17 protein-coding genes and 2 tRNA genes are annotated in these 14,403 nt (G+C 49.7%); 6 read left to right on the top strand and 13 right to left on the bottom strand.

All coding sequences use genetic code 11. The annotated features are described in order from the left end of the window. Positions 1-29 precede the first annotated feature (29 nt). From AC0KH7_RS04605 to AC0KH7_RS04595, 3 genes are all read left to right on the top strand, one after another. The gene (locus AC0KH7_RS04605) at positions 30-617 is read left to right on the top strand and encodes a peptidylprolyl isomerase (RefSeq protein WP_472371123.1); all 588 of its coding nucleotides are present in this window, start codon (positions 30-32) and stop codon (positions 615-617) included. A 145-nt stretch (positions 618-762) separates the two neighbouring features. Beyond that, on the top strand, positions 763-1,269 hold the full coding sequence (locus AC0KH7_RS04600; RefSeq protein ID WP_472371121.1) for a peptidylprolyl isomerase: 507 nt from the start codon (positions 763-765) through the stop codon (positions 1,267-1,269). Between the two features lie 12 nt (positions 1,270-1,281). Continuing rightward, positions 1,282-2,019, top strand: coding sequence for a UDP-2,3-diacylglucosamine diphosphatase (locus AC0KH7_RS04595; RefSeq protein WP_472371119.1), 738 nt, complete (start codon positions 1,282-1,284; stop codon positions 2,017-2,019). A gap of 21 nt (positions 2,020-2,040) precedes the next feature. Here AC0KH7_RS04595 and AC0KH7_RS04590 read toward each other — a convergent pair whose 3' ends face one another. The 5 genes from AC0KH7_RS04590 to AC0KH7_RS04570 all read right to left on the bottom strand — a co-directional run bounded on the left by AC0KH7_RS04590 (position 2,041) and on the right by AC0KH7_RS04570 (position 6,020). Further along, positions 2,041-2,376: a hypothetical protein gene (locus AC0KH7_RS04590; RefSeq protein WP_472371117.1), complete on the bottom strand. Its 336-nt coding sequence runs from the start codon at positions 2,374-2,376 to the stop codon at positions 2,041-2,043. 9 nt (positions 2,377-2,385) lie between these two features. Then, a complete protein-coding gene (locus AC0KH7_RS04585) occupies positions 2,386-3,651 on the bottom strand; it encodes a dicarboxylate/amino acid:cation symporter (protein ID WP_472371115.1) in 1,266 nt (421 codons plus the stop codon). A 116-nt stretch (positions 3,652-3,767) separates the two neighbouring features. Then, positions 3,768-4,064 (bottom strand): rhodanese-like domain-containing protein, encoded by a 297-nt coding sequence (locus tag AC0KH7_RS04580; RefSeq protein WP_472371113.1) that lies wholly within the window; start codon positions 4,062-4,064, stop codon positions 3,768-3,770. 227 nt (positions 4,065-4,291) lie between these two features. Continuing rightward, complete coding sequence (locus tag AC0KH7_RS04575; protein ID WP_472371111.1) at positions 4,292-4,789, bottom strand: phosphatidylglycerophosphatase A family protein; 498 nt, start codon at positions 4,787-4,789, stop codon at positions 4,292-4,294. A gap of 19 nt (positions 4,790-4,808) precedes the next feature. Next, positions 4,809-6,020, bottom strand: a complete 1,212-nt coding sequence (locus AC0KH7_RS04570) for an argininosuccinate synthase (protein WP_472371109.1) — start codon at positions 6,018-6,020, stop codon at positions 4,809-4,811. Between the two features lie 464 nt (positions 6,021-6,484). Here AC0KH7_RS04570 and asd point away from each other — a divergent pair, with 464 nt between their 5' ends. Together asd and AC0KH7_RS04560 are read left to right on the top strand one after the other, a co-directional pair. Then, positions 6,485-7,375 carry an archaetidylserine decarboxylase gene (asd, locus tag AC0KH7_RS04565; RefSeq protein WP_472371107.1) on the top strand — a complete coding sequence of 297 codons (891 nt, stop codon included), beginning with the start codon at positions 6,485-6,487 and terminating at the stop codon, positions 7,373-7,375. A gap of 129 nt (positions 7,376-7,504) precedes the next feature. Further along, positions 7,505-7,843, top strand: a complete 339-nt coding sequence (locus AC0KH7_RS04560) for a P-II family nitrogen regulator (protein ID WP_472371105.1) — start codon at positions 7,505-7,507, stop codon at positions 7,841-7,843. Between the two features lie 78 nt (positions 7,844-7,921). On the opposite strand, the gene AC0KH7_RS04555 is transcribed toward AC0KH7_RS04560, so the two are convergent. The 5 genes from AC0KH7_RS04555 to AC0KH7_RS04535 form a co-directional block, all read right to left on the bottom strand. Beyond that, positions 7,922-8,710: a hypothetical protein gene (locus AC0KH7_RS04555; protein WP_472371103.1), complete on the bottom strand. Its 789-nt coding sequence runs from the start codon at positions 8,708-8,710 to the stop codon at positions 7,922-7,924. Positions 8,711-8,748: 38 nt separating this feature from the next. Continuing rightward, positions 8,749-10,200: a nitrogen regulation protein NR(I) gene (gene ntrC / locus AC0KH7_RS04550; protein ID WP_472371101.1), complete on the bottom strand. Its 1,452-nt coding sequence runs from the start codon at positions 10,198-10,200 to the stop codon at positions 8,749-8,751. 74 nt (positions 10,201-10,274) lie between these two features. Then, positions 10,275-11,372, bottom strand: a complete 1,098-nt coding sequence (gene glnL, locus AC0KH7_RS04545) for a nitrogen regulation protein NR(II) (RefSeq protein ID WP_472371099.1) — start codon at positions 11,370-11,372, stop codon at positions 10,275-10,277. A gap of 21 nt (positions 11,373-11,393) precedes the next feature. Then, positions 11,394-12,053 (bottom strand): metal-dependent transcriptional regulator, encoded by a 660-nt coding sequence (locus tag AC0KH7_RS04540; RefSeq protein ID WP_472371097.1) that lies wholly within the window; start codon positions 12,051-12,053, stop codon positions 11,394-11,396. Further along, positions 12,054-12,317, bottom strand: a complete 264-nt coding sequence (locus AC0KH7_RS04535; RefSeq protein WP_472371095.1) for a hypothetical protein — start codon at positions 12,315-12,317, stop codon at positions 12,054-12,056. Between the two features lie 177 nt (positions 12,318-12,494). On the opposite strand from AC0KH7_RS04535, the gene AC0KH7_RS04530 reads away from it, so the two are divergent. Further along, positions 12,495-13,262 (top strand): hypothetical protein, encoded by a 768-nt coding sequence (locus AC0KH7_RS04530; protein ID WP_472371093.1) that lies wholly within the window; start codon positions 12,495-12,497, stop codon positions 13,260-13,262. Between the two features lie 178 nt (positions 13,263-13,440). Here the strand turns inward: AC0KH7_RS04530 and AC0KH7_RS04525 are convergent. The 3 genes from AC0KH7_RS04525 to queC form a co-directional block, all read right to left on the bottom strand. Beyond that, a tRNA-Lys gene (locus tag AC0KH7_RS04525) sits at positions 13,441-13,516 on the bottom strand. Between the two features lie 47 nt (positions 13,517-13,563). Continuing rightward, positions 13,564-13,639, bottom strand: a tRNA-Lys gene (locus AC0KH7_RS04520). Between the two features lie 73 nt (positions 13,640-13,712). Beyond that, positions 13,713-14,396: a 7-cyano-7-deazaguanine synthase QueC gene (gene queC / locus AC0KH7_RS04515; protein ID WP_472371091.1), complete on the bottom strand. Its 684-nt coding sequence runs from the start codon at positions 14,394-14,396 to the stop codon at positions 13,713-13,715. Positions 14,397-14,403: the final 7 nt, after the last annotated feature.

Below are 14,403 nucleotides of genomic sequence, written 5' to 3'. Positions count from 1 at the left end.
TTTAAGCCGTGACAATCTTGGAGAACATCATGACAAAACGCGCTTTTATCTTCACGCTCTTTTTCAGTCTGCTCAGCGTTCAAGCCTGCGCCGCCGATACCGACAAAAACACGAAAACCCCGGTGGTTCTCATCCAAACCAGCATGGGCGACATTGAAGCCGAACTGTATCCCGAAAAAGCGCCGAAAACCGTCAAAAACTTTTTGCGTTATGTCCATGAAGGGTTTTATAACGGCACCATTTTTCACCGTGTCATCCCGAACTTCATGATTCAAGGCGGCGGGTTCACACCCGACATGCAGAAGAAACCAACCCATGCCCCCATCCAAAACGAAGCCGACAATGGACTCCGCAACCGCATCGGGACCTTGGCGATGGCGCGCACCAACGACCCGCACTCCGCAACCTCGCAGTTTTTCATTAACGTGGCGCAAAACACCTTTTTGGATTTCCGCGAAAAAACCCCGCGCGCTTACGGCTATGCGGTTTTTGGACGCGTCATTAAAGGCATGAAAGTCGTCAACCAAATCCGCCAGGTGCAAACCGGCTTTAAAAATGGCATGGGCGATGTTCCTTTGCAGACCGTTGAAATCATCAAGGTCACACAAATTCAATAAGCTTGCGTAATTTGCCAAACCCATAAAATCGCCAGGCCTGGTGGTTTTATGGATTGAACGCTTGAATGGGCTCATGGCATCCCCATTAAACACACCAAACACGACACAAACATTCGAATTCAAAAAATCCACCAAAGGAAACGCTATGACACAAGTCACCTTTCAAACCAATATGGGTAACATCACCGTAGAAGTCGATCACGAAAACGCGCCAATCGGTGCCGAAAATTTCGTGCATTATGCGATGGAAGGGTTCTACAACGGCACCATTTTCCACCGAATCATCCCAGGTTTCATGGTACAGGGCGGTGGCATGCTACCGGGCATGGAAGAAAAGCCGTCCGGTGAGCCGATTGAGAACGAAGCCGATAACGGCTTGAAAAACGTACGGGGCTCCTTGTCTTATGCCCGCACCATGGACCCGCATTCCGCTACCACGCAATTTTTCATGAATCTGGTGGACAACGAATTTCTGGACCACAAATCGAAAGACATGCACGGTTGGGGTTATGCGGTATTCGGTAATATCGTGGAAGGCCTGGACGTCATTGATGAAATGGCCAAAGTTGAAACCACCAGCCGACGTGGCCATCAGGACGTGCCGGTTGAAGATATTATTATCGAAAAAACCCTTGTCAAAGAAACCGACTGATTGGGTTGAGCGATGGCTGATATGCCGTATACCTTAATCACCGCAGACGTCCACCTACAGCCGGATGACACCCACCCGGTCAATCAGGCGTTCTACCGTTTTCTAGACCAGGATGCGCCCAAAGCCGACGCCCTCTACATCATCGGCGATTTATTCGAAATGTGGGTGGGCGACGACCACGGCCTTGAGCATTACGCCACGGTTATCCGAAAATTCAAGCACCTGACCGAACACGGCCTGCCGATTTATCTAATGTACGGGAATCGGGATTTTCTGATGCGACAGGCTTTTTTCGACGCCACCGGCATTCAATTTCTGAAAGAACCGGCGTTGGTGAACCTATATGGCTTGCCGATCTTAATGTTGCATGGGGATTCACTCTGCACCGATGACAAAGCCTTTCAGCGGATGCGACTTCTGTTGCGTAATCGCCTAGTCACCTGGCTATTCCTGAAACTGCCGCAACACAAGCGCATCGCCATCGGTGAAAACATGCGCGCCAACTCTCAGAAATACAATCTCAATAAAGCGGAAAACATCATGGATGTGAACGAAGCGGCGGTCAGAAAGCTGTTGCAACGTCATCCGCAATGCAGGCATCTGGTGCATGGACACACCCACCGTCCCTATTTACACCAAATCGAACAGGACGGCCAACTCAAACACCGCTGGGTATTAGGTGACTGGCGCCCGGAAACCGAAATCCTTAAAGTCTTGTCCAACCAAACGCTCGAACTGGTCGCACGCTAAGGCCGAGTGTCGCACCCTAAACTAATCTAATTTCAGCAGTTTGAAGTGCACTTCGCCGTCTTCGGCCAAGGTAAAACGCACCTTGTCATTCATAACCCCTTTCTCCATCTGGTCGGCACAACTCCAGTTGATTTCCCACGGATAATGGTAATCCAGACGGTACAGGTTCTCTTTTTGATAGACCACCGCATCCAATGTCATCCCTCCCATATAGTTGGCGAAATGGCTGATGTGCGATAAATCCTGAACCAAGTCGTGCTCCAGCTCCGGCAGACGCTCCGTCAAACAGACGAGAATGGTTTCATTGTGTTCATGGCCGTGTTTCAACCCAGCCAATTCGCTCATAACAATCTTCATAATCCCACTTTAAAAAGACTTGGAGACCAACACTTGGTCTTCCCCTTCGGAACGTGCGATGACCACAGCCCCGACCGAATCACTGAACACATTCACCACGGTTCGCATCATATCCAGCAACCGATCCACCACCAGCAATAACCCAATCGCCTCCGCCGGTAAGCCGACCGCCACCAAAATAATGCTGATGGCCACTAAACTGGCGGATGGAATGCCCGCCACCCCAATGGACGTCGTCAAGGCAATCACCACTATCAACAACTGCGTACTCCAATCAAGCGGCACACCAAACAACTGCGCGATAAACACCGCCGCCACACATTCATACAAAGCCGTGCCGTCCATATTGACGGTGGCTCCCAATGGCAGCACGAAACTCGACACACGGTTGGACACCCCGGCACGGGTTTCCACCGCGTTCATGGTAATCGGCAAGGTCGATGAGGAGGAGCTGGTGGAAAACGCCGTCAGTATGGCCGGGGCCATCGCTTGATAATGAAGCCAAGGGTTCTTTACGCCGCCCACAACACGCAGCAAAATCGGCATCACAACAAGAAAATGAATGCCTAACGCCAAAGACACCGTCAAAAAGAACAACGCCAAATGGCCGAACTGGTCAAAGCCGGTTTTCGCCACCGAAGCCGCCACCAGACCGAAGACCCCCAAAGGTGCGAATTTCATCACCCAAGCGGTAATCATCATCATGACTTCGAAAATTCCTTGCCAGAAGTTCGTCAGAGTGTCTTTATGCGCGCCTTTCAGTTTGGTCATGAAATAACCGAACAGCAAGCTGAAGAAAATCAAACCGAGCATTTGCCCTTCGGCCGCGGCATCCACCACATTGACCGGAATCATTCGCAGGAAAACATCCACCACATCCCCGGCCGACTTACCGGAAATCGCACTCATGATCTGATCGTTGGTTTCCATCACCGGCACACCGTTTTCGGACACACCGGGTTGCAATAAGTTGACCAGGGCCAAACCGATGAGAATCGCCAAAAAGCTGGTCAGAACATAATAGCCCAGCGTTTTACCGCCCAAGCGCCCGAAACCGCCATGTTGACCGACATTCGCCACCCCGGTAATGATGGCGGACACCACCAGCGGCACCACAATCATTTTTAAGGCATTTAAGAACAAGGTGCCGATAAACGTGTAAATAGCCAACCAATGCGCCCCAAAAATCTGACCGTCAGTGCCGGTCCACACGCCCATCACCACAGCCAAGGCCAGTGCGATTAATATCTGCCAATGCAAAGCTAGTCTCATCATCTTCCCTCTGTTTCCGTTGCGGCCCTGTTATTAAAAACACTCAGTTATAAAAAAAGCACCAGGCCTGGTGCTTTTTTATCATGAATGCATTATGCCCACGCGCTAAGCGTGGAACATTAAATGTCTGGACACTGATTCCAGGCTTGAGATGGTCCCATGTTATAGACGTCATCAAAGCCCAAGGACAACAAAATTTGCATCGCCATATGTGAACGCTGGCCGGAACGGCAGAACACGATGACCGGCAAATCCTTACTCAACATGCTGTCGCCTACTCGGTCGATATCCTGAAGTGGAATATTCACCGCGCCCGGCAATTTATTCATCGCATATTCTTCCGGCGTTCTCACATCCACAAACTGCGCGTTTTTCTCTTTAATCAATCGTTTTACATCTTCACATGCCGTAAACATTCTTCTTTAACCCGTTATTTTTAGAGAGCGTTGCACGAGATGGATGCACGAGTAAAAAAGGCTAAAATCCGCCCGATTTACGTTGAAAAACTTGCCTATGGGGCTAGCCATTGGCTGCGTTTTCCGCCTTAATCGAACAGGTTTTTTCTCTTTTTTCCTTCGCGCCCCACTCGTACAAAGCTCTCATTTAATGAAATCTAATTTTTCTCGAAATATACCTTAATGCCTTATAAAAAGCCAGTTTGCAGGGCCCAAATAATAATTATGGCGTAACAAGCTGCCATTATGTCATCCAGCATAATCCCGAAGCCGCCGGACACCTTTTGGTCGGCCCAACGAATCGGCCAAGGTTTCAAAATATCGAAAATTCTGAAAAAAATGAACGCCATTGTCCAATAAAGCCAGGACTGCTCCGGCAGAGCCAGCAGCACCAACCAGATGCCCACAAACTCGTCCCAAACAATCCCACCGTGGTCATGCACACCGATTCGGCGCGCCGATTCACCACAAATATAACTGCCGAACACTAGGCTCAACACCAACAGGGCCCAAGCCGCCATCTCGCTCCACAGTAAAATGGGCACGAACAACAGCAACCCCAACAACGTGCCGGCCGTTCCCGGCCCTTTCGGAGCCAGGCCAGAGCCGAACCCGAAGCCCAGCCACATCACCGGATGGCGGTTCAAATCCGTCCAGCGAACCGGTTTCGGCGGATGTGTCTTCATGGCAAGTTTGGCCTGAACCTTACTTGCCGCGCTTCTTAGCGGCCGTTCTCAAGCGCAATGCATTCAACTTGATGAAGCCTTCCGCATCCTTGTGGTTATAGGCACCGCCATCGTCTTCGAAAGTGGCGATGTCTTCATCAAACAGACTGTTGTCGGACGTACGCCCCACCACAATCACATTGCCTTTATACAGTTTCAGGCGAACCTCACCGGAGACATTCTGTTGCGAGTGATCAATCAGAGCCTGCAACATTTCACGCTCCGGGCTGAACCAGAACCCGTTGTAGATCATTTCTGCGTATTTCGGCATCAACTCATCTTTCAAGTGCGCCGCGTTACGGTCTAGCGTCAAGGATTCCATCGCTCTGTGTGCTTTCAGCATAATGGTACCAGCCGGCGTTTCATAACAGCCGCGCGCTTTCATGCCCACAAAACGGTTTTCCACCAAATCGTCACGACCGATGCCGTTTTCACCACCCACCTTATTCAGGTATTCCATGACCGTCGCCGGTGACATGGCCTCGCCATTGATGGATACGATGTCGCCTTTTTCATAACCGATGGTGAGATAAGTTGGCTTATCCGGCGCGTTTTCCGGCGAAACCGACCATAGCCACATGTCTTCTTCCGGCTCATTGGCAGGGTCTTCGATAATGCCACCTTCATAGGAAATGTGCAGCAGGTTGGCGTCCATCGAGTAAGGTGATTTCTTACCTTGTTTTTTCTCGATGCTGATATTATGCTCTTCGGCATAGGCCATCAGCTTTTCACGTGACAGCAAATCCCACTCACGCCAAGGCGCGATGACTTTGACGTCCGGCATCAAGGCATAAGCGTTCAATTCGAAACGTACCTGATCGTTCCCTTTGCCGGTCGCGCCGTGCGAAATCGCATCGGCACCGGTTTCCTGAGCGATTTCCACCAAGCGTTTTGAAATCAATGGACGCGCAATGGACGTCCCCAAACGGTACTCGCCTTCGTAAATCGCATTGGCGCGCATCATCGGAAAAACGAAATCGCGTGCAAACTCTTCTCGCAGGTCTTCAATATAAATCTCTTTGATGCCCATGGCTTGCGCTTTGGCACGAGCCGGCTCCACTTCTTCGCCCTGTCCGATATCGGCGGTAAAAGTCACCACCTCACATTGATATTCTTCTTGCAACCATTTGGCGATAATTGACGTATCCAGACCACCCGAGTAGGCCAAAACGACTTTTTTAATTTCCGACATGCGATTTCCTTGTTAAAAAGTAATTCTGTTAATCGCGCGAATTATACATTAAAATCAACTGTTTTTTAAAGGAACCGCTGATTGAATCGGTTTGGATTCTGGCAACGCCAAGTTTTCGTCTTCAAGGCCTCCTTTTGAAGGGCCATCTGGATACCGCGAAAAAGGATAACGCAGAAGTCGGAAACTTGGCTAAGCCCCTTCGGGCGAGGCATAAAGCCCACCTCTTCGTTGTTATGGCTCTTGGCCTTAGAAAAACTAAGGTCCGCGAGCCACGCCTAGAATAGGTGGGCTTTAAGTCCCGCAGAACCTCAAACGGATTCAAGCAACGGTTCCTTAATGCTACTTTGCGTTTGTCACGGAATTTATTTTGACATGCGAGGCCGCTCAGGTTCCGGCTTAAGGCTTCAAACACCAAGCGCGATAAACAAGCATTGATGAGATTAAACATAACACAGGTTCCCCGAATGCGATTTACCGATTTTTTCAAGGTTGTTCCCCAGTATATCTTGCCCCAGCAACTGCTTTCCAAAGGCATGCACTGGTTTATGCACATCCGTCAGCCTTGGATTAAGAACACCACCATCAAATTGATGACAAAGGCCTATAAAATCGACGTTTCCGAAGCGGAAGACGAAGACTTCGAGAATTACCCGCATTTCAACGCCTTTTTCACGCGTGCCCTGAAACCCGAGTTGCGTCCGATTGACGAAAACGCCCAGGCCTGGTGCAGCCCGGTGGACGGCGTCATCAGCCAATCGCAAGCCATCCAAGGCCACACCATGATTCAAGCCAAATGCCATGACTATTCATTGGAAGCCTTGCTGGGCGGCGACATCGAATACGCCAAAACTTACAACAACGGCGACAGCTGCGTCATCTACCTGTCCCCACAGGATTACCACCGCATTCACATGCCGGCCAACGGCAAACTGCTGTCTATGACGTACGTGCCAGGCGACCTCTTCGCCGTCAATCCGGCGACCGTTCGCAATGTCGACGGTCTTTTTGCCCGTAACGAACGCTTGGTCATCCGCTTCGAAAACGAACACGGCCCCTTCTGCCTGATCATGGTCGGTGCCATCTTCGTGGGCAGCATGGAAACCGTCTGGCAAGGCAAAATCACTCCGGATTACTTGCCCACGTTACAACACTGGGACTACCGAAAAGACGAACAACACTTTAGCAAAGGCCAGGAAATTGGTCGTTTCAATATGGGGTCCACCGTCATCCTACTCAGCCCGGAAGGCAAAATGCCAGGCCTGGGACAAATAGCCGAAAATAGCCCTATTCAAATGGGCCAAATGCTGGCACAATATGCAGAAGATAATTTTTCAGCGCAGGAAAATACGCCTTAGGTCCCAGCGGCCGTCCTGAGAAAACTCAAAACCGTGAAAACGTTCAATGCGTTACATCATCAGGACAAGGCTCAAGCTTTGCACTGCAACAATAAATAAAATGAAATCCCAATACGAGGAATGTTTTTTATGAAAATGGTTACTGCGATTATCAAGCCTTTTAAACTGGACGATGTGCGCGAAGCCTTGCACGAAATCGGCGTGCACGGTATGACCGTGATTGACGTCAAAGGCTACGGTCGTCAGAAAGGGCATACCGAAATGTATCGCGGCGCTGAATATGTCGTCGACTTCCTACCGAAATTGAAATTGGAGATTGCGGTCAGTGAAGATAAAGTGGATCAAGTCATTGAGGCCATCACTCAAACAGCGCAAACCGGTAAAATCGGCGATGGTAAAATCTTTGTTACCGCCATTGAGCAAACGGTTCGCATCCGTACCGGTGAAACCGGGCCGGAAGCCTTGTAAGTCTTCGCCCTTTTCACTTTATAAAAAAACGACCAGGCCTGGTCGTTTTTTGTATCCACCCATTTTATATTCACCCATCTAAAACCGCTCTGACCAAATCGATACGCCAACACGATTTCTCTGGCACCGATCTGCGCGCTCGCTCGATTCACCAAACGGAACCACTTCCCACTCCCAAGCATGCTCATACGCCGGTAATGAGACCCCCCAAGCTGGGTCCAATTGATCCATTAATCGACCACTGCGGTCGTATTCCCGCATTTCTCGATCGGCAATCAGGCATCTTACTCCGCCAAAGCAATTCAAATAATCCAAGTGGGCCTGAATCAAGGCTTTACCAAAACGGTCGGTTTTGTCTTCCGATAATTCAAACCGTTCCATCAACCAACGCGCTGGAATCAACGGCAATTGCGTGACCAGGTTCAACGATACCACACAATCGACGACTGGCGGCTCCACCCCGGCCAAACGCGGCGGCTCCACTGAGGTTCCACCATGCTCAACCTGGGCCAGGCAACCACTGACATCGGCCTCCAAGAGCGTTACATTATCGAAGTCGGCCGCCATACGGCGCGCCGGCTTTAAAAACACCATGTCCACCAGGGTGACGGAATCAAATGTTTGGCTTAAGAAAGGTAGTGGAATGTCATTCAGGGAACCCGCCCCCAAAACAACCATATGCCGAAAGGATTTACACTGCGCGACGGCTTCTCGAATAGCCGCCTGACATTGCTCGAAATGCGGCTGCCAGGTCTGCTGACAGCGTTGATGACGCGCGGACATGGCGATGGCTTCATGCAAAAAGCCCATCTTGCGCGCCAAACGCGATGACGGCGTGGTATAAAATTGAAAAAACTCTTTTAGCATCCGTTCATCACACCCAAACGGCTCACAAACCGAACGGCTTATTCATCCAGCCCCAACGCTTGGGTTTTACGCGTTAAGGTATTTCGCCCCCACCCGAGCAACTGCGCGGCTTTCTGGCGATGATTCATACTGTGTTTCATCGCTACCTCAATCAACGCCTTCTCAAAAATTTTCTCCGCTTCAGTGTGCAATTCGGTTTTACCGGCATTCAGGAAATTTTTCGACCAGAGACGAAGCGGTGTCTCCCAATCCTCCGACACGTCGCCAGAACCACCATCCACGCCACTCATCGGCTCGGAATCGTTTTGCAACTCCAACGGCAAGTCTTCCATATAGACGGTTTTGTCCGGCGCCATAATGGTCAACCAGGTGCACAAACTGCGGATTTGGCGCACATTCCCCGGCCAAGGTAATTCCGCTAAATATTTCTCGACCGGTTTGCTTAAACGCTTCTCTTCCAGACCATAAGTTTTGGCCTCTTCCGTCAAGTAATAGCGCACAATCGGTAAAATGTCCTCACGGCGTTCACGCAGTGCCGGTACTTTGATTCGAATCACATTCAACCGGTAGAGCAAATCCTCACGGAAGCGCCCCTGCTTGACCAGTTCTTGCATATTCTGGTGTGTCGCGGCGACAATACGCACATCGGTTTTAATCGGCGTTTTCCCGCCGACGCGATAAAAAGTGCCGTCATTCAAAACCCGCAATAAACGGGTTTGCAAGTCCACCGGCATGTCGCCGATTTCATCCAAAAACAAAGTGCCGCCATTGGCCTCTTCAAAGCGCCCCATGCGTTGCGTGTGCGCCCCGGTAAAGGCCCCTTTCTCATGCCCGAACAATTCCGACTCCAGCAAATCGCGCGGAATGGCGGCGGTATTGATCGCCACAAAAGGCCGGTTTGACCGACCGCTCAATTCATACAAAGCTCGAGCAACCAGTTCTTTCCCCGTCCCGGTTTCACCGGTAATCAACACCGTCACATCCAACTGTGAAACCCGGCCAAGAATCCGGAAAACTTCCTGCATTGACGGTGCCGAACCAATGATATTCAACGGCTGCTTGGCCTGTTTGGATTTTCGTACCCGCTTGCCGCCCGACATCTGACGCTTAACCGCCCGGTCAATAATCATCAACGCATCGTCGATTTCAAATGGCTTGGGTAAATACTCAAACGCACGGCTCTGGAATGACTTCACCGCCGTATCCAAATCCGCATGCGCCGTCATGATAATGACCGGAATATCTTTATCTTGCTCGTGAATGGCTTCCATGAATTCCAAACCGTCCATCCCCGGCATACGCACATCCGAAATGACCACGGTCGGGCGTTCTTCGTGCAGGTTTCGAAGGGCTTCAAACGCCGAATCGAATGCTCGAATAATGTAAGGCCTGTCTTCAAGAGATTCCGTTAAAACCCATCGAATGGAGGCGTCATCATCCACAATCCAAACCACTGGGTCCGAATGATTTCCATTTGTTTCTTGTTCCATGCCGTTTTCCTATCAACTCATGCTTGCTTGTTTACGATTCACTCAAGCCGCTTCGCTTAAATCCGTTAAAAATATTAAGAACGCTCTTTACGCAATAATCGCTGTGTTTCATTCCGATTATGGTCGAACGGTAAATAAATATTAAACACCGTATTCCCCGGCTCACTTTGCGCGACAATCAAACCGCCATGCTTTCGCACAATGTTTTGCGATACCGACAATCCCAAACCGGAACCGTTTTTCTTACTGCTGACCATTGGATAAAAAATGGAATCAAACACATCCGGCGCAATCCCTTCACCCTCGTCCATGACGCTGATCACCGCGACCAGCGGATAGGTTTTGGTGCCCAGCGTAAACTTGGATTCAACACGCGTTTTCAACGTCAAAATGCCACCATGCTTTTCCATCGCCTGAATCGCGTTCTTCACCAAATTCAACAAGGCCTGAACCATCGCCTCGAAATCCATCGAAATCTCAGGGATACTCGGGTCGTAATCCAGCTTGATAAAGACGTTATCCGGTTTTTCACCTCGCACCACGTCAATCACATAACCAATCAACTCATGGATGTTATACGGTTCTTTATCCGAGTCACCGCGTGGCCCCAGCATACGGTCCACCAAGTTTTGCAACCGTTTGACCTCGCGTAGAATCACTTCCAGAAACTGGTCGGCTTTATCATTGTCCGGAAAGCGCTTTTGCAATAATTGAGTCGAGCCGTAAATACCGGCCAGCGGATTCTTGATTTCATGCGCCAGAGTGCGTACTAACAAATTTCCGGCTTCATACTGATGCCAACGCTCATCTTCTTCGGCAATCCGATGATGACGTTCCGTGTTATAAAGTTCAATCAACCAGCCATCATCACCATCCATTTCATAATAGGAGATGGTACAGGTCACATGAATTTTCTGGGCATCCGGCAAACGAATCGTATACTCGTGAATCGTCAGACGGCCGGTACCGCAGGCATGAATATCATCCAGCAGGCGTGGCAAAATATAACGCCAGTTCATGCCAATGACACGTTGGGCACTCAGCTGAAGCAACTCGGCCCCGGCCAGATTAATAAATCCGATATTTTCGTTCTTATCAATCCAGACAACCGCCGTGGTTAAGCCCGCCAGAATTTCAACCTGATTGACCGTTTGTTTAATCGGGTGCGTCATGATTTAAGGCTCCTCATCGCATTAGGCGACAAAAATGGATTCGGCCAGACGATAGTCCAGCGGGTGTTGCGCACCGGCGACGTCAATGGAAATGGGCCCATTAAACGGTGCTTTTTGCTGAATACGCACCTTTGCGCCTTTCACCAGTCCGATTGAAAATAAGTAACGCAATTCTTCCGGCGAACGGTTCTGGATGCGAACCACTTCCAAGTTTGTTCCAGCCTCACAGTCCGCCAGACGCGTTGCGGTTTGCTCCACCATCTCACCGGATTCGTCCGGAATCGGCGAGCCGTGAGGGTCTTCCGTCGGGCGGCCAAGCTCTTCCCACATACGGTTGGTTAACTTATCGGAAATAGCGTGTTCCAACACTTCCGCTTCCTCATCCACTTCATCCCATTGGTAGCCCAGCCGTTCCACCAAAAACAATTCCAGAATGCGGTGCTTACGAATCATGCTTAACGCGACTTTGCGCCCAGCACCGGATAAACTCACGCCATAATAAGGCTCATAACGGATCAACTCTTTATCCGCCAGTTTTTTGAGCATATTGGAAACCGAAGCTTGCGAAATCGCCAAACGCTCCGCAATCGCCGAAGTACTCACCCCTTTATCGGTCTCATTCGCCTCTTCAAGTTTGTAGATGATTTTCAAGTAATCTTCAAGTGCTTTGCTGGCCATCATTTACGCCTTTGAAATGTCCGTTGCCATCATTTCCTGCACCACAGAAGCATCTGGAAAACCCAGGATATAAAATACGACGAATAACATCAGAAAAATAAAACGTGTCAGGCCTTTGAAAGGCAAAGCCGGATGCGAAACAATGCTAAACCCCAATGCACTCGCGACCGCGCCCCAGGCCGACAATGTCATGCCAAGCAGCGCCATCAAAACACCAAAGGCCATGGCGTAATAATGCCAAGTAAATTTTGTTTTTTGCGATTGCATATCCATTCCTCAAAATCCCGGTTACTTTGCACTATTTTAATGCATTATGCCCCATATTTTAAAAACTTTACGATATGAATCCGAAAAGTTTTTCAGTTACAATCTTACCCATTCAAACAACCGCTTGACCTTATCAAAGGAAAGCGATTGAAAAACTTAAAAAATAAAGGAAAACCGATGAAAAAAACCATTGTTGTTGTCGGCCTGGGAGAACTGGGCAGCGTCTTCGCGCGTGGCTTTTTAAGGCTCGGATACCCAGTCCAAGGAGTAATGCGTCATCAAAACATTCAAGAAATGGCGGCTGAAATCCCGGACCCGGAAGCCGTTTTAATCGCCGTGGGTGAAGCCGATATTCACCAGGCTATTCAAAACTGCCCGTCCAATTGGACCGACAAGGTCATTTTATTGCAAAACGAATTGCTGCCAAGAGATTGGGCACAGTCCAATATCCAAAACCCAACGGTCATTTCCGTGTGGTTTGAAAAGAAAAAAGGCATGGACAGCAAAGTGGTATTGCCATCGCCTGTTTTCGGGCCGAACAGCAAACTGGTTTTCAACGCCCTCTCACAAGTGGATTTACCCTGCGTTCAACTCGACAGCGAAAACGAACTGCTGTACGAACTGGTCCGAAAGAACCTCTACATCCTGACCACCAATATTGCCGGCTTAGAGGTGGATGGTAATGTGGAGCAACTGAAACACCAGCATGGCGACGTTATGAAAGCCGTGGCACAAGACGTCTTGGACATTCAAGACGCCTTAACGGATTCGCAACAAGACCGGGAAAAGCTCATGATGGGCTTGGATGAAGCCATCCACGGCGACTTGGAGCATAAATGCATGGGCCGCTCCGCTCCGGCACGCTTGACCCGCGCATTGAGCTTTGCCGATCAATTCGACTTGGCGGTTCCTACCTTACGCAAAATAGCCGCCGATCACCTATAAACGCGCTTCTTTCCCATCTTTCAAAAACACCCAGGCCTGAATCCAACGCTTAGTCAGGCCTGGTCATTTTTTTCAATAGCGATTTAAGACCTTCGACTGCCCGAATAGTCAAATAGAAAAAGATAACCAGAAAAAATCTACGTTAAAAGACAGCGGAATTTAAGAAGATGGAAGTAAATGGTGGGTCGTGCGCGATTCGAACGCGCGACCAATTGGTTAAAAGCCAACTGCTCTACCAGCTGAGCTAACGACCCATTATATAAATGAAAAGATTCCAAACTAGAAAACCATTTAGGATAAATGGTGGGTCGTGCGCGATTCGAACGCGCGACCAATTGGTTAAAAGCCAACTGCTCTACCAGCTGAGCTAACGACCCTCTCTGGAATGGGGCGTATTATACAAGGTGAGAGATGTTTGGCAAGTTGTTTTTAGGCTTTTTTCGAACTTTTTTAGTGTCCACCGACATAGACAGTTGGGTCCTCGACACCGGCGGCTTCAAAGCCTTGTTTTCGCAAGCGGCAAGAATCACAAACCCCACAGGCGGCGCCCGATTCATCGGCTTGATAACAAGACACGGTTTGACTGTAATCCACCCCCAAACGAATGCCTTCCTGGATAATCTGACTTTTGCTCAAATCGATCAAAGGGGTACGAATATGCATCTTATGCCCCTCCACCCCAGCCTTGGTGGCCAGGTTGGCCATCACTTCAAAGGCTTGAATGAATTCGGGACGACAATCCGGGTATCCGGAATAGTCCACAGCATTGACACCGATAAAAATGTCATCGGCATCCACCACTTCCGCCAAGCCTAATGCATAGGACAGAAAAATGGTGTTTCGCGCAGGCACATAGGTCACCGGAATGTGACCGTCTTCCACACCACTGGTCGGCACATCAATGGCATCATCGGTCAAAGCCGAGCCGCCTATGGCGCGCATGTTCATCGACATCAAACGATGGGTTTTGGCACCAAAAGCTTTTGACACCCGCTCCGCCGCCAATAATTCAGCGCGATGACGCTGCCCGTAATCAAAACTCATGGTATGGCATTCATAGCCTTCCGCCTGCGCAATAGCCAAAACGGTTGCGGAATCGAGCCCACCGGAGAGCAATACAATGGCTTTTTTCACAATCGTC

Source organism: Hydrogenovibrio sp. (assembly GCF_965140365.1).
In the GTDB taxonomy this organism is placed as follows: domain Bacteria; phylum Pseudomonadota; class Gammaproteobacteria; order Thiomicrospirales; family Thiomicrospiraceae; genus Hydrogenovibrio.
Note: the sequence above shows the minus strand (reverse complement) of the source record. Positions and strands in the feature narration are given on the sequence as shown.

What these genes read in the sequence shown, in the direction of transcription:
- AC0KH7_RS04555 (WP_472371103.1), bottom strand. Translation starts at nt 8,710, where the DNA reads ATGCTAAAAGAGTTTTTTCAATTTTATACCACGCCGTCATCGCGTTTG.
- AC0KH7_RS04540 (WP_472371097.1), bottom strand. Translation starts at nt 12,053, where the DNA reads ATGATGGCCAGCAAAGCACTTGAAGATTACTTGAAAATCATCTACAAA.
- ntrC (WP_472371101.1), bottom strand. Translation starts at nt 10,200, where the DNA reads ATGGAACAAGAAACAAATGGAAATCATTCGGACCCAGTGGTTTGGATT.
- glnL (WP_472371099.1), bottom strand. Translation starts at nt 11,372, where the DNA reads ATGACGCACCCGATTAAACAAACGGTCAATCAGGTTGAAATTCTGGCG.
- AC0KH7_RS04530 (WP_472371093.1), top strand. Translation starts at nt 12,495, where the DNA reads ATGAAAAAAACCATTGTTGTTGTCGGCCTGGGAGAACTGGGCAGCGTC.
- AC0KH7_RS04590 (WP_472371117.1), bottom strand. Translation starts at nt 2,376, where the DNA reads ATGAAGATTGTTATGAGCGAATTGGCTGGGTTGAAACACGGCCATGAA.
- AC0KH7_RS04585 (WP_472371115.1), bottom strand. Translation starts at nt 3,651, where the DNA reads ATGATGAGACTAGCTTTGCATTGGCAGATATTAATCGCACTGGCCTTG.
- AC0KH7_RS04605 (WP_472371123.1), top strand. Translation starts at nt 30, where the DNA reads ATGACAAAACGCGCTTTTATCTTCACGCTCTTTTTCAGTCTGCTCAGC.
- AC0KH7_RS04570 (WP_472371109.1), bottom strand. Translation starts at nt 6,020, where the DNA reads ATGTCGGAAATTAAAAAAGTCGTTTTGGCCTACTCGGGTGGTCTGGAT.
- AC0KH7_RS04535 (WP_472371095.1), bottom strand. Translation starts at nt 12,317, where the DNA reads ATGCAATCGCAAAAAACAAAATTTACTTGGCATTATTACGCCATGGCC.
- AC0KH7_RS04560 (WP_472371105.1), top strand. Translation starts at nt 7,505, where the DNA reads ATGAAAATGGTTACTGCGATTATCAAGCCTTTTAAACTGGACGATGTG.
- asd (WP_472371107.1), top strand. Translation starts at nt 6,485, where the DNA reads ATGCGATTTACCGATTTTTTCAAGGTTGTTCCCCAGTATATCTTGCCC.
- AC0KH7_RS04580 (WP_472371113.1), bottom strand. Translation starts at nt 4,064, where the DNA reads ATGTTTACGGCATGTGAAGATGTAAAACGATTGATTAAAGAGAAAAAC.
- AC0KH7_RS04595 (WP_472371119.1), top strand. Translation starts at nt 1,282, where the DNA reads ATGGCTGATATGCCGTATACCTTAATCACCGCAGACGTCCACCTACAG.
- AC0KH7_RS04575 (WP_472371111.1), bottom strand. Translation starts at nt 4,789, where the DNA reads ATGAAGACACATCCGCCGAAACCGGTTCGCTGGACGGATTTGAACCGC.
- AC0KH7_RS04600 (WP_472371121.1), top strand. Translation starts at nt 763, where the DNA reads ATGACACAAGTCACCTTTCAAACCAATATGGGTAACATCACCGTAGAA.